Annotated in this window: 11 protein-coding genes; 3 read left to right on the top strand and 8 right to left on the bottom strand. The window is 63.4% G+C overall.

Features of this window, described 5'->3' with window-relative positions; translation table 11 throughout:
* The first annotated feature begins 17 nt into the window (after positions 1-17).
* Positions 18-1430, top strand: coding sequence for a sialidase family protein (locus RY1_RS06430; protein WP_139279744.1), 1413 nt, complete (start codon positions 18-20; stop codon positions 1428-1430).
* A complete protein-coding gene (locus tag RY1_RS06425; RefSeq protein WP_072802732.1) occupies positions 1427-2842 on the top strand; it encodes a sialidase family protein in 1416 nt (471 codons plus the stop codon). Before RY1_RS06430 ends, RY1_RS06425 begins: the two co-directional genes overlap by 4 nt.
* Before the next feature lie 27 nt (positions 2843-2869).
* Here RY1_RS06425 and RY1_RS06420 read toward each other — a convergent pair whose 3' ends face one another.
* Genes RY1_RS06420 through RY1_RS06400 form a run of 5 tightly spaced genes read right to left on the bottom strand, consistent with a single transcriptional unit; the run spans position 2870 to position 8519 of the window.
* Complete coding sequence (locus tag RY1_RS06420; RefSeq protein ID WP_072802731.1) at positions 2870-4192, bottom strand: dihydrolipoamide acetyltransferase family protein; 1323 nt, start codon at positions 4190-4192, stop codon at positions 2870-2872.
* A 7-nt stretch (positions 4193-4199) separates the two neighbouring features.
* The gene (locus RY1_RS06415; RefSeq protein WP_072802730.1) at positions 4200-5225 is read right to left on the bottom strand and encodes an alpha-ketoacid dehydrogenase subunit beta; all 1026 of its coding nucleotides are present in this window, start codon (positions 5223-5225) and stop codon (positions 4200-4202) included.
* A 1-nt stretch (position 5226) separates the two neighbouring features.
* Positions 5227-6345, bottom strand: coding sequence for a thiamine pyrophosphate-dependent enzyme (locus tag RY1_RS06410; RefSeq protein WP_072802729.1), 1119 nt, complete (start codon positions 6343-6345; stop codon positions 5227-5229).
* Between the two features lie 29 nt (positions 6346-6374).
* Complete coding sequence (locus tag RY1_RS06405; protein WP_072802728.1) at positions 6375-7250, bottom strand: hydroxymethylglutaryl-CoA lyase; 876 nt, start codon at positions 7248-7250, stop codon at positions 6375-6377.
* Positions 7251-7301: 51 nt separating this feature from the next.
* Positions 7302-8519 (bottom strand): CaiB/BaiF CoA transferase family protein, encoded by a 1218-nt coding sequence (locus RY1_RS06400; protein WP_072803041.1) that lies wholly within the window; start codon positions 8517-8519, stop codon positions 7302-7304.
* 745 nt (positions 8520-9264) lie between these two features.
* Between RY1_RS06400 and RY1_RS06390 the strand changes: the two genes are divergently transcribed.
* Positions 9265-9531, top strand: a complete 267-nt coding sequence (locus RY1_RS06390) for a hypothetical protein (protein ID WP_139279743.1) — start codon at positions 9265-9267, stop codon at positions 9529-9531.
* 118 nt (positions 9532-9649) lie between these two features.
* Here the strand turns inward: RY1_RS06390 and RY1_RS06385 are convergent, their stop codons facing one another.
* The 3 genes from RY1_RS06385 to RY1_RS06375 all read right to left on the bottom strand — a co-directional run bounded on the left by RY1_RS06385 (position 9650) and on the right by RY1_RS06375 (position 13593).
* Positions 9650-11044, bottom strand: coding sequence for an MFS transporter (locus tag RY1_RS06385; protein WP_072802725.1), 1395 nt, complete (start codon positions 11042-11044; stop codon positions 9650-9652).
* 66 nt (positions 11045-11110) lie between these two features.
* On the bottom strand, positions 11111-12052 hold the full coding sequence (locus tag RY1_RS06380; RefSeq protein WP_169914583.1) for an alpha/beta fold hydrolase: 942 nt from the start codon (positions 12050-12052) through the stop codon (positions 11111-11113).
* Positions 12053-12597: 545 nt separating this feature from the next.
* Positions 12598-13593: an NAD(P)H-dependent flavin oxidoreductase gene (locus RY1_RS06375; protein WP_072803040.1), complete on the bottom strand. Its 996-nt coding sequence runs from the start codon at positions 13591-13593 to the stop codon at positions 12598-12600.
* Between the last annotated feature and the right edge of the window lie 392 nt (positions 13594-13985).

Here is a 13985-nt window from a genome sequence, read left to right as displayed (position 1 = left end):
GGGGGATCGAATTGATTGTGCGCACACGGATGGTTCGGTGGATCGTCACAACCGTTCCGCTGATTCTGCTTTGTACGTCCCTGTCGATTCCGGCCCAGGCCGAACCGGCGCAGGCGCCGGGGTGTGATCCTGGCCGTAGTACCGTCAGCCACCGCGACAACATCCAGGTCGCAGGCACGAGCGCCTTCGAACCATGCCTGGTCGACACGGGTATGACGACGGGCGAATCCGGGCTGGCCATCGACTCCGACGGCGCCCTGCTTCGGACGGTCACAACCGGTCCCACCGGGATCGCGGTGTCCGAGGACGACGGAGCAACATGGGAGCGCCGAGTACTGCCTCCTGGAACCACCCCTGATCTGGCCGACGGCTACCGCGACCCGGTCACCGATCGCTTCTTCTACACCGGTGTCGGATCCGGCCCGGTGTTCGCCACGGACGATCGCGGACGGACTTGGACCGCGGGCACGATCGAACCGAACCTTCAGTTTCCCGGCGATTGGCCGCGCCTGTTCTCCGGACCACCCGTGCAGCCTCGGGCCGGCGGCTATCCCACCAACATCTACTACTGCAACTGGACGGTGCCGACCGGGCTGACCTCGGGTACGCGCTGCTACACCTCGCGCGACGGCGGATCGACCTTCCAGCAATCCGGGCCGGACATCGTCCCCGTGCCGTGCCCCGATCCGCTCTTCACGCCCGGCATCGGCCACGGCAGAGGAGTCGTCGACCCGCGGGACGGAACCATCTACATGACCGTCAGCGCGTGCGGTCGGCTCGAGGTAGCGGTGTCGAAGGACGAAGGTGCGTCCTGGATCCGACACTCCGTTCCCGACAGCCACACCGGCGGTCTCCGATCGATCGTCGACGCGATCGGGTCACCCGGCTGGGTGCCACAGAATCTCGGCGGCCGGATCAACCCTGTGCCCGCGGAACTGTCGGCCTCCCAACTCAGCGACTCGATTTCGCTGGACGCCGAGGGCAACCTGTACGTGGTGTGGATCGACAGCGGCTCGTATCTGCCGCGGCTCGCAACATCCTCGGACGGTGGTCGAACATGGTCGGCGGGCAAGCAATTCGCGGCACCAGCAGTGGTGCAGGCGGTGATGCCTGCTGTCGTCGCAACCCCGGAAGGACGAATCGGTCTGTCGTACTACGGTTCGACCGACAAACTCACCTGGACCGGCTATCTCGCCGTCTCCGATGACGCGACGGAGCCGTCGCCGACGTTCGCTTCGGCCGCCGTCACCCCACCAGGTGCACCGTTGATGACCGAGCCGTGCTGCTGGGCCAACGGGATTCAGGAGTACACGATGCCGCGGTGGGCACCGGACGGTTCGCTGTGGGCGGCGTTCGCGGCAACGCGCCCCTCCGGTGATGGCGAAGGTGTCGTCGGTCGACTGATTCCGGTTGCGGGCAGCGGCTCGTGATCGGCTACCAGCGGTTCGGGCGGATCCGAACGACGCCACGCATTCTCGTCGCACTGTGCGTGCTTGCCCTTGCCGGAGCTTCGCTCCATGCACCCGTCGCCGTTGCCGACGAACCAGGAACGCCGCCTCCGCGCTGCGCGCCGACAACACAGCAGGGCATCGACCGCAGTCCGTCCCCTACCCCTACCGATACCGAGGGGTGCACGTATCCCACGGGCGCACAGGACGTGTCGCCGTCGATTCAGGTCGCACGGGACGGGACCTTGTTCATCGCCCGTGCCACCCGCGGCGTCCTCCGATCGACCGACGACGGTGCGACCTGGACGGACATACCGGTCCCCGACGCGGCAGCAAGTGCACAGACGACGGGCGGCCACGGCTACGTTCACGTCGATCCGCGCACCGACCGGGTGTACTACGTGACATCTCTGCAGGTACCGGCGTGCGGCGGGGTATCGGGCGCCGTCGTCTCCTGGAGCGACGACCTGGGCGAGTCATGGACCAGTCACCCGTTCGCATGCGATACGTACGACTGGGGAAAGATCGTCACCGGCCCGGCGCCCGAGGGGAACCCCTACCCGAGCGCGACCTACTACTTCGGCGTCGGATCGCGCCCCGTCAGCGGACAGCGAGTGGTCTATCGGTCTCTCGACGGCGGGCAGTCGTGGGAGCGCATGAGCCAGCTCGCCGCGGTGAGCACCGAGGCAGGGGCAGGCGTCATCGCTCCCGATGGAACCGTGTACTTCGATTATCCCGAGTTCTTCGGGTTCGATCCCGCACGAGTCCTCGACCAGACCTATCCGTTCGACCCCGCCGACGTGTGCCGCCAGATGATCGCGGTGAGTGAGGATTTCGGCGCTCATTGGCGTCAGGAACCGGTTCCCGGCTCACTCACCTGTCTGTCGCTCTACGGCCAGCAACGAGTGGCGGTCGACCGGGAGGGAACCCTGTACACGGTGTGGGTCGACGACAACGACGCGCAGCTCTATCTGTCCACATCACACGATCGTGCCCACACATGGTCGCCACCGGTGAACATCATGCCCATCGGTGCCACCTACTCGCACACTCACGCCAACATCATCGCCGCCGAGGCAGGCCATGTGCTGATCGCGGCAACGATGACCTCGGATCCCGTCAACACTCGACTCGCCGCACTGTCCAATCGCAGCGATTACTCGTCGTACCTGATCGAGTCCTTCGACGCCGATTCGCCTACGCCGCATCTGAATACGGTCGACCTCGACTCCCCGGACGACCCGTCGGTCAGAATCGGCGAGGACCACAACGAGGCGAACGCCTACCTGGGGATGGGACCGGAAGGCCAAGGGTGGGCCGTCTTCTCTCGGCACGCACCTCAGCTGTTCACCCCCGGTCAGCTCGTAGCGGCAACAATCCGACGCGGGCAGTGACAAACCTCTACATCCACATGCATCGATTCACACATGCAGGAGCGTCACGCCGGGGTTCGACAGCAACGCTCCCGTACGCGCGAGTACGTGAGAGCCGAGCTCCCCGTCCACAAGTCGGTGATCGAAGGACATCGCCAACTGGGTGACGTGCCTGATCTCGATCCGGCCGTCCACCACCCACGGCTGCTGCCGGATAGTGCCGAAGGCGAGGATGGCCGACTCCCCTGGATTGAGAATCGGAGTGCCCGCGTCGACACCGAGCGCTCCGATGTTGGTGATCGTGATGGTGCCGTCGGCCATGTCCGCCGGAGGCGTCTTACCGCTCCGAGCGACGGCGACCAGTTCCGACAGTGCATGCGCGAGTCCGCGCACATCGAGTTCGTGGGCATCCTTGATGTTCGGCACGATCAGTCCGCGCGGCGTCGCCGCGGCGATACCGAGGTTCACGTAATGCTTGACGACGATCTCACGAGCACTCTCGTCCCAGGTAGCGTTCACCTCCGGAAACGCTTTGACAGCCAGCAAGAATGCGCGAGCGACGAGTACCAGTGGATTGACTCGCACCCCGCTCCAGGACCGATCCTCCTTCACCTGCGACAGAAGCTGCATCGTCGGTGTGACATCGACGGTCAACCATTCGGTGACGTGCGGCGCGGTGAAGGCCGAGCGAACCATCGCCTCGGCCGTCATCTTGCGTACACCGCGGATGGGGATACGGCTCTCGCGCACATCGGAGGAGGAGACCGCGATCTCACTCGGCTCTCGAACGGCAGTCGCCGCTGCTTCGACGTCGCCGGGTGTCACCGTCTTTCCGGTCGATCGGGCCACAGCATCGATATCGACTCCCAGCGTCTTGGCCAGTAGACGCGCGGGAGGCGTTGCGCGCGCGCTGTTGCCGCCCGTTCCCGATGCACCCTCTGCCGATCCCCCTCCTACCGATGCAGCTGCTCGGCCACGCGCACCGTGTGGCGCAAGCGTGCGGCGCCTGGCTGCGGCCTCGGTCGGCCCTGGGCCGACCAACACCTGCGGCGCATCCTCGTCGATCGCCGTCTCCGTCGACACTGCGAGAACTGTCGGGGCTGCAGGCTCCGCCTGCACCGTCGTCCCGGCGGGCCCGATCTCGATGATCGGTGCACCGACTTCCGCGGTGTCGCCTTCCTCGAACAGCAGGCGTTGCACCACCCCCGCATAGGGAGAAGGGAGTTCGACGGCGGATTTGGCGGTTTCGATCTCGACGATCGTGTCGTTGATCGCGACGACGTCGCCCACCTTGACGAACCACGCCGTGATCTCGGCCTCGGTGAGACCTTCACCGACATCGGGAAGAGCGAACTGCTGCGAGCTGTTCATCGTGTCCTCAGTACTCGAGCGACGTTTCGATCGCGTCCAACACGCGATCGACGTCGGGTAGGAATTCGTCTTCGGTCTTGGCAGGCGGGTACGGGAGGTTGTACGCGCCTACCCGCAGAACCGGAGCCTCGAGCGAATAGAAACACGCCTCCGTGACCGCTGCCGCGATCTCCGCACCGATTCCGAGGAACGTCGATGCTTCGTGGATCACGATCATGCGGCCGGTGGATTCGGCGCACCGCCGTAGTGTCTCGATGTCGAGTGGTGAGATGGTGCGCAGGTCGACCACACCGACGGAATATCCGTCCTCTTCCGCGGCCTCCGCGGCGGCGATCGCGGTCTTGACCGTGGGGCCGTGCGCCACGAGGGTTACATCGGATCCGGTGCGCCACACCCGTGCTCGGTTGAGCGAAGCCGGCTCTGCATCGAGATCCACCTCGCCCTTGTCCCAGTACCGACGCTTCGGTTCGTAGAAGATCACCGGATCGTCGCTGGCGATGGCCGCGCGAATCATGCGGTAGCCGTCGGCGGGACTCGCGCACGACACCACGCGCAGCCCAGCAGTGTGGGCGAAGTAGGCCTCGTTGGACTCGCTGTGGTGCTCTACTGCACCGATGCCGCCTCCCACCGGTATTCGGATGACGATCGGCAGCCTGGTTCGCCCGCCGGAGCGTGCACGCATCTTCGCCAGTTGCGAGACGATCTGGTCGAAGGCCGGATAGACGAACCCGTCGAACTGGATCTCGCAGACAGGTCGATAGCCGCGCAAGGCGAGTCCGATGGCGGTACCGACAATCGCCGATTCCGCCAACGGAGTGTCGATCACTCGCTGGTCTCCGAATTCCTTCTGAAGTCCGTCGGTGATGCGAAATACGCCTCCGAGCGCACCGATGTCCTCTCCCATGAGAACGATGCTGTCGTCGTCGCGCATCGAGCGGCGTAGGCCCGCGGTGAGTGCTTTCCCGAGAGTCAATGTCTGCACTCCTGAGTCGGCCAGCGGCCCAGCCGTCCTGCGCGTCGTGGTCAGGCTCATGTCACACACCGGCTTTCATGGCGTCGAGATAGGTTCTGCGTGAGGCTCTTTCGGCGATCACGCCGGGGTGAGGGTCCGCGTAGGCGTTCTCGAACACACTGTCCAGATCCGGAGCCGTGATGGCTCGGCACGCAGCACGCACTTCGACCGCCAACTCGTCCAATTCGGCGTCCAGATCGTGAAAGTACTGCGCGGTGGTTCCGTTCTTCTCCAGAACCAGGCGTAGGCGGCGCAGCGGATCTCGTGTTTCCCAGGCGTCGAACTCGGCGGCGTCGCGGTAGCGGTTCGGGTCGTCTGAGGTGGAGTGTCCGGCCATTCTGAACGTCACCGCTTCCACCAGTGCCGGGCCGTGGCCCTTCCGCACCAGCTCGGCGGCCGTCCTCGTCACCTCGTGCACTGCGAGCGCATCGTTGCCGTCGACGTGGAAACTGCGCAACCCGAATCCCGCGGCTCGCTGGTGAATCGGGGCCGAGTACTGCAGGTCCGTTGGAGTCGATATCGCCCACTGATTGTTCTGGCAGATGAACAGCACCGGCAGACTCCGTGCGGCGGCCCAGTTGAAGGCCTCGCTGACGTCTCCCTGGCTGGCGGCACCATCACCGAAGTACGTTGCAACAACGGAATCACCGCCGTCGAGACGACATCCCATCGCGTATCCGGTGGCGTGCAGCGTCTGGGTACCGAGAACCAGCGCGTAATAGTGGAACTTGTACTTCTCCGGATCCCAGCCGGCGTGCGTTGCACCGCGCCACTGAGTGAGCAGTTCCGCCGGCTCGATGCCCCGTGCCAGTGCGGCTGCGTGCTCTCGGTACGACGGAAAGACGTAATCGTCCTCGGCCAGTGCGTGAATGGACCCGACCTGGGCTGCTTCCTGTCCCCACGACTGCAACCACAGACCCAGCTCACCCTGCCGCTGAAGCGAGAATGCCTCCTGGTCGACGCGCCTGGCTCTGGCCATATCTCGGTACAGTGTCCGCGCCAGGTCGATGTCGAGCCCGTGCCGCAGCCCTGCGTCCGTCATGACGCCATCCGGGGTGACGAACTGAGTCATGGCCGAATGTGTCGGGGTGAAACCGAATTCGAGGTCGGCGCGATCGCGCTGCCTGGGATCGTAGGTCATTGGTTTTCCTCCAGCCGGTAGGCGAGTATTCACGTGTGTGCCGGGGAACGGGCAATGGTCGACTGCACCGTCCGGACCGCAACTGCCAGTGCTCGTTCGTCGATTCCGGTGTCGATGCCATTGCTGTGGAAGTGCGCGACGAGTTCCTCTGTTGCGACGTTTCCGTGCGCACCGGGAGCAAAGGGGCATCCCCCGTATCCGCCGATCGCGCTGTCGAAGTGCACGATCTCGAGCTCCGTCGCGGCCGCCAGAGCAGTCTGAAGCGCTTGCCCATCGGCGTTGTGAAGATGTAGTCCGAGTTCGACCTCCGGGACCGCGTCCCGAACGGCGTCGACCGACCGCAGCACATGATCGGTCGTCGCAGTTCCGAGCGTGTCCGCCAATCCGATTCGCTCGACACCCATGGCGGCAAGCGACTTCACCACCTCCACCAGACGGGCGGAGGAGATCACGCCGTCGAAGGGACATACGAACGCGGTCGACACCGCACCGATGAACGTGCGCTCCGGCCATTCGACGAGTGCATCGGCCAGGTCTGCCAAGGCCCGCTCGGATGTCTTGCCCGCATTTGCGCGACTGTGGCTCGGGCTGGCCGATGCGGCGATCTCGATCAGGTCCGCACCTGATGCTGCGGCACGCTCGACGCCTTTGCCGTTCAACGCAAGTACGCTGAACCGGACTCGATCGTTTCGACGCTCGGACAGTGCCTGCATCAGTTCGTCTGCGTCCGCCATCTGCGGAACACGAAGCGGTGAGACGAACGAGACTGCCTCGATGTTGGTGACGCCTGCTGCCATCAGGGACTCGGCGATTGCGACCTTGTCCGCTGTCGCGACGATGACATCCTCGTCCTGGAGGCCGTCGCGGAGAACGACGTCGGTGATTACCACGCTGCTAGTGCTCATTGGGTTCCCTCGATCGAGATTGTTCGGTTGATCCGAGTGCGTGCGGAGACGTCAGATCACGTTCTTACCGCGGTACTGGCTGATCTGTTCCATGTCGTAGTCGAGCAGGCCGGCCAGAACCTCTTCGGTGTGCTCACCGAGTTCGGGTCCGGCCCACCGAATAGACGTCGCCTGGCCGTCGAACTGCGGGACGACACCCGGCAATCGAACCTCTTCCAACTCGTCCTCGATGCGGATCTTGACGCTCTGGAGCATGCCTCGACTCGCGAACTGCTCGTTGTCGACGATGTCGGCGGCACTGAGGATTGCACCCACCGGCACACCAGCGGTGTCGAGTTCGGCCACCACATCGTCGAGGTCACGCTGCATGGTCCAGGACGTGATGGCGTCGTCGAGTTCCGCTTCTCGTGTGTAGCGTGCCGCCCCATCGATCAGTGCGGGATCGTCGGCAAGATCGTTGCGCCCGATTTCGCGCATGAGACGAGAGAAGGCGTTGCTGGAATTTCCGGCGATCATCACCGAACCGTTGCGGCACTGGTAGACCCCACTCGGCACTACTCCGGGCAAGTTCCCCGCCGTCCGCTCGCGGTTGATGCCGTACGCGTCGTAATCCGGCACGAGCGATTCCGTTGCCATGAACACCGATTCGTAGAGTGCGACGTCTGCGACGGTCGGGCGTTCGTGGTTGCCCTCTCGCGATCGTGCGAGCAGCATGACCAGGGCGGAAATCGCGCCGTGCAGTCCTGCCAGAACGTCTCCGATCGGGGCCGCAGCCCGGACGGACTCTCGATCCGGATATCCCGTGATGTGTCGCAGACCTCCGAAAGCCTCTGCAACGCCGCCGAATCCGGCCTTGTGTCGATACGGACCGGTCTGGCCGTACCCCGAGATGCGGACCAGGACGATGTCGGGGTTGGCTTCGGCAAGCCGGTCCGGCCCCAGATTCCACCGTTCGAGGGTTCCCGGCCGAAAATTCTCGATGACGACGTCGGACCGGCGAATCAGATCCAGGATGGTCGACGCGCCCTCGGGAGTTCGAAGATCGAGGGAAACGGATCGCTTGCTCCGTGCGATCGTCCTGAACATCATCGACGTCGTTCCGCGCCACCGTCGCCATCCCCGCAGCTCGTCACCGGTGTCGGGCCGTTCGATCTTGATGACATCGGCGCCGAAGTCGGCAAAAATTCTGGTCGCAAAGGGCGCAGCGACGAAGCTGCCGAGTTCCAGAACCCTGATCCCCGCGAGCGGACCTTCGTGTGACTGTTCCATCGTCGAGTTCTCCTTGCTTGGCACCGATTTCGAATGCAGATACGTGGAATCCAGAAGGACCCGCAGCCTGACGACGGAGTGCGGGGGCACACCGTGATTCGCCACTCCGTCCTGGCGTCGGCGTATCGGCCGACAACGTTCGACGAAAGCGTAGGAGAGAAAAGCGTGCTCGCGCAACCGCTTCGGGATCACGTTCCCAGTTCCTGAGACGCCCATCCAGCCCGTACCGCGGGCCGCCGAATCTCGAAATCCTCGACGCCGCCGAGTCTGCTGATTGAAGTGCTCAATCAGCACCGCGCAATCGGCGCCGAGCTGATCGAAACGACACGCTGCGACGGCGTCGCGGCGCCGACCTACCCCGTCGACCGAGCTGAAAAAAATTCTCGGTCATCCACGTCGATCCCATCCAGTGGGATACATAAACGGACTTCTACGAGGGCGTCTCCCACACTATGGGATTTCGAAACGAGACCGACGGCAGTCAACGCCCGGTCGGTCGCTCCCGGATCTTCACCGAGAACCCACCGCCGAAGACACATACTCCGTGCGTCTCGGTTTCTGATATCTTCGATGCCTACTCGCGGAATCGATGGCTACTGCTCGTCAGTCGAGACACGCTCGCCCTTCGGCGCAATCGCAGCAACCACCCCGGCACTGCCGTGAGTGAGCACCGGCCGGCGATGCGCCGCACCACGATTCGAACCGAAAGGAAGTGGCGCTCGTGATGCCTCCGCCGATACCCCACATGCCCAGTCCGGTCGCAGTGTCGACGAGCACTTCTGCGCACCGCGTGGTCGTCGATGGAGGGTTCACGGGCGTCGTCAAGATCGCGCACGTTGTGAAACTCCCCCAGTACGGGGTATCGAGGTTCGAATCGAGAACCACGGCGCAGCAGGACCGTTGGTTGGTCGACTACATCTGCACCGGCACGGAACAGCAGGTGGAGCTGCTCAGGAAGAGGATCTACCGCCTTCCCGGCGTCGTGCGTATCGACCGCAGACCCGCACCCTGACGTACGTCGACAGTGTCGATTACTTCGCACCTCGTCGACGCCCTCGATCGACGATGACCGGGCGCGTCGTGTTCGACTCGCCCGGTCATCGTCACAGCTGTTTACCCGCTCGGTGATGTCAAGCGGCTTCTTCCAATGTCTTTCCGGTGGTTCGCGGCCCCAGCAGTCCGACCACGATGACACAGAGGGTGAACATCAGTGCGCTGCCGGACAGTAGCCCGACGGCCCCGAAGGCATCGAGTATCGCGAGGCCGACGAAGGGCAGAATGGCCGCGGCAAGACGACCGAGTCCGTAGCCGAAGCCGATGGCAGTGGTGCGGATGGAGGTCGGGAACACCTCCGCCTGATAGATGTGGGCCAGGGCGAAGAACAGGTTGGCGAACAACGTGAGAACGAATCCGACGGCGAGAATGGCCCAGGACTGTGTGACGAAGCCGAACACCAGTCCCAGTGCGGCTTGGATGATGCCGGAGTACACCAGCAGGTGCTTTCGCTCCGCCCGATCCGACAAGAGGAAGGATGCGAGCGCCCCGAGTGGATATCCGATTCCGATCACTGCCGTGAAGGTCAGCGATTGAACGATGTCGAAACCCTTGGAGAGCAGGATGATCGGGGCGAGCGAACTGAATCCGTAGTACCCCAGTGTGCCGAAGACACACAGTGCACTGATGACGAACACTCGGATGCGATGCGCTGGTTCCCACAGCGTCTTCAACGACACCGTGTCGCGACGGCCCGGTGCATCCGGGATGCTCTCGTACGCAGGCAGCTCGACCTTCTCGTTCCGCGCTATCTCGTTCTCGATGCCGGACAACACCTGTTCTGCTTCCTCGTATCGACCCTGCGATACGAGCCAGCGTGGCGACTCGGGCAGACGGCGACGCATCCACAGAATCAGAAGTACACCGGAGCCACCTGCGAGCAGAAGCCAGCGCCAACCGTCCCAGAGGAAGGTGGTCCGAGCGAGTGGGGCGCCGAGCAGCGCCACCAGGGGATACGCGAGCATGCCGAACACGAGGGTCAATGACACGTAACGCCCTCGCACCCACTTCGGCACGAACTCGCTGATGTAGGCGTCGATCAGGGCTGCCTCCGCTCCCGCGCCGGTACCGGCCAGGAATCTGCAGGCAGCCAGGATCCACACGTTGGGAGAGAATGCCGCAAGGATGGTGAAGGCAAGGTAGATGCCCAGGTTGACGAAGAACATGCGGCGTCGTCCGTAACGGTCGCCGAGTCGGCCGAGAACGTTCGTGCCGACGAACATTCCCAGAAACACCGAACCGATGAGGACGCTCTTCTCGACGGTGCTCAAACCCCAGATCGGTGTCAGGACCGCTGCGAGCACTCCTCCCATGAACACTTCGAACAGCTCGTAGAAGACTCCGAGTCCGACCACCAGCGCCAGTTTGTGATGCCAGCGGCCAACCGGAAGTCTCTCGAGTCGAGCGCCGATGAACGTTTGTCGTCCGGGATCTTTCACAGGCGAGAATCCCGACGGATTAGCTTCTGTCATGCGAAGAATCTTTCTTTCATAGCGAGCGAACTGCGAATGTATTCAGCAGTGAAGAGTTTCGGCTTTTCAGGAATTGCGTTCTATCCACTTCGTCACGAATTCCGCAATATCGTCGCTGTTGGAGTCCATCATCATGTTGTGCGAACTTCCGCGGAATCCGGCATCCGCCAGCTTGACCATTTCCACCGGCCAGTGGGCCGCACGCGACTTCTGGAGATACTTGTCCCAGCGCTCCGCCAGTTCACTGAACACGGGGCTTTCGTCGATGAAGTCACCACGGACGATCACCTGTGGCCCCGGGACCACGTCGGTGTCGACATCGGGTAAACCGTTGGGCTCGAGCAGAACTGACGCGGCAACGAGATCGGGGAGGTTCCTCGCCACGTGCGAGGCGATGCCGCCTCCGTGGCTGTGGGAGATCACGACACTGCGGCCGACGCGTTCGATCACGGCCTCCAATGCAGCAATCGCGCGAAAGTTGTTGGTGACCCAGCGTGGTACCGCTTGGCGACTCGCCTCCGCCAGATACTCGACCGGGAATTTCGAACCGGCATAAGGGGTTCGGGTCTCATACCCTTCTGCGGTCCCGATGCGGTACGTCGTCCAGGACTCGGCTTCCGTCCGAAGTACGGGCTCGCCTTCCCATTGCCCTTCGAGTGAGCACCACCCGGCGCGCCCTCGCTCGACATTGTCGACGATGTAGCACGGATGCCCGGCGCGGAGGAAGGCGGTGAGCCAGCCCGGCCTGCCGTCGGGAGTGGTTTCCCACATCGAGCCCGTCAATCCGCCGCCGTGCACGAAAACGACAGGAAGGCCGGTCGGTTCGGCCGGAATCACGAAGTTGACGTATGCGTGATCGATCGAATAGGTCCCGTTGGGGTCGTACGGGTAGTGTGGGAGATCATGCGAGAGTCGGAGCTGCCGTACCGGTTTGCCCGAAACCTCGACGCGTTTGCCGCCGGCGTAGAAACTTCCGATGGATGCGATTGCGAGCGGTTGTGTATGCACGTGGATAGCCATAATCGTCGTAGGGAATGTGGGATCGAATCCGGTCGAGCCCAATTGTCGATTTGCCTCATGGGTATCAGCCCGATTCAGTCGGCACAGCGATCTCCTTTTGCATCTCGGTGAGGTACGACGCACCTGTTCGCTTTGCCGATCATGCTATGTGAGCCACGCAACAGCAAGCCGATCCGGCCGTCCATCTCACATTGTGAGCATCAAGAAACTGCTGCTGAAGTGCCGTGAATCCTGCATTCTGGAACGAATTCGTCCCACTTTACCGTCGACATGTGCACATCGTTCAGTCCGAGGGCCGAATACGAAACCCAGTTGAGCGAGATGCCCAAAGTGGCGAGCGATGACGCCGTGCCACACGTGGCGGCAGCAGGCTCGCCGAGTGGTCCATTTTTCGGCAACCGGTCGATACCGCGTCGCCCCGAGCAGCTACCGCCACGCCCCGAGCCGATACCGGGAAACGCCGGATGCAGGCGACCGACAACGGTCGGTCGCCTGCAGAGGAATACATCTCGTCGATCTCGACGAGGTCGAGGTCAGCTGTGCAGCTGGTGCGGAAGCACGTCGGTGATGATGCGCTGCGCTTCGGCGAGTATCTCGCGCACCACGTCGTCGCAGCTGGCTACCTCGCGGATGAGCCCCTGCGCCTGGCTGGCCCACCAGAGACCGCCCTCGACGTCTCCCTTGCCGTACACCTCTTCACGACCACGCGCACCACTGGCAAGATGCGCGACGTCGGCGAACGACGCGCCTTCGCGCCGCGAGAGTTCGGCAATCTCCTCGGAGACGGAGTTTCGGGCGACACGCGCTGTGTTGCCGAATTCTCGGAATACGACGACGGTGTCGCGCTCGGTGTTCTCGACAATCTGCTGCTTGACGTTCGGATGGATCGGCGCTTCCGTCGTGGCCATGAACCGCGTTCCCATGTTGACCGCAGACGCACCGAGAGCAAGCGCCGCGACCAATCCCGATCCGGTGGCAATTCCGCCGCTGGCAATGACGGGAATCTTCAAGACGGCGGCCGCAGCGGGGATCAGCACCAATCCTGGAACGTCGTCACTACCCGGATGCCCGGCGCATTCGAATCCGTCGATGCTCACCGCGTCGACACCGATCTTCTCCGCCTTGACTGCATGCCGCACCGACACTGCCTTGTGAATCACTTTGACGCCCGACGCTCTGAACGACGGTAGGTGTGGCTCGGGGTTTCCACCCGCGGTCTCGACGATGGTGACACCGCTGTCGATGATGGCGTCGCGGTATTCGTCGTACGGAACCGGGTTGATGGTCGGCAGGATGGTCAGGTTGACACCGAACGGCTTGTCGGTGAGTTCACGGCAGCGGGCGATCTCCTTCGCAAGGAGCTCAGGGGTGGGCTGCGTCAGGGCCGTGATGAATCCCAACGCACCGGCATTGGCCACCGCACTGATCAGATCCGCTGTCCCGACGGCGGTCATGCCGCCGCAGACAATAGGATGCTCGATACCGAATGCCCGGGTAAAGGAGTTGTCGAACAAGGGTTTTCCTAACATTTCGGGTGAATCGGCAACCTGGTGATGGCCGATATCGCTGAACCACGTGGATTCCACGGTCGGTGGTCGATGCCGGACAGCAGGGCCCGGTGGCGCGCCGGCGGAATCGATCCTGGGACGTCGGCACGAACCCGGATCACCCGACGGACTGACGTCGACCCTAGGTGGTCGGCCGACCGATCGATGGATATCCTTACCTGTGAGGTGCCCCACTCTGCCGATGCTGCATCTTTCGCGAGCGAGAGTCCTCAGGTGACGCGCGCGTTCGATCAGGATGCGCTCACGAGGCCCGACTTGTCCAGGCGTGGAACAGCTTCGATCGACGGTGCGGTTCTTTGTGAGCTGGGTCGCATTCGGTCCTTGACAATGAGCCCCGCGACAGCTTGACTGAG

It is taken from the genome of Rhodococcus yunnanensis NBRC 103083, assembly GCF_001895005.1.
Classification (GTDB): domain Bacteria; phylum Actinomycetota; class Actinomycetes; order Mycobacteriales; family Mycobacteriaceae; genus Rhodococcoides; species Rhodococcoides yunnanense.
Note: the sequence above shows the minus strand (reverse complement) of the source record. Positions and strands in the feature narration are given on the sequence as shown.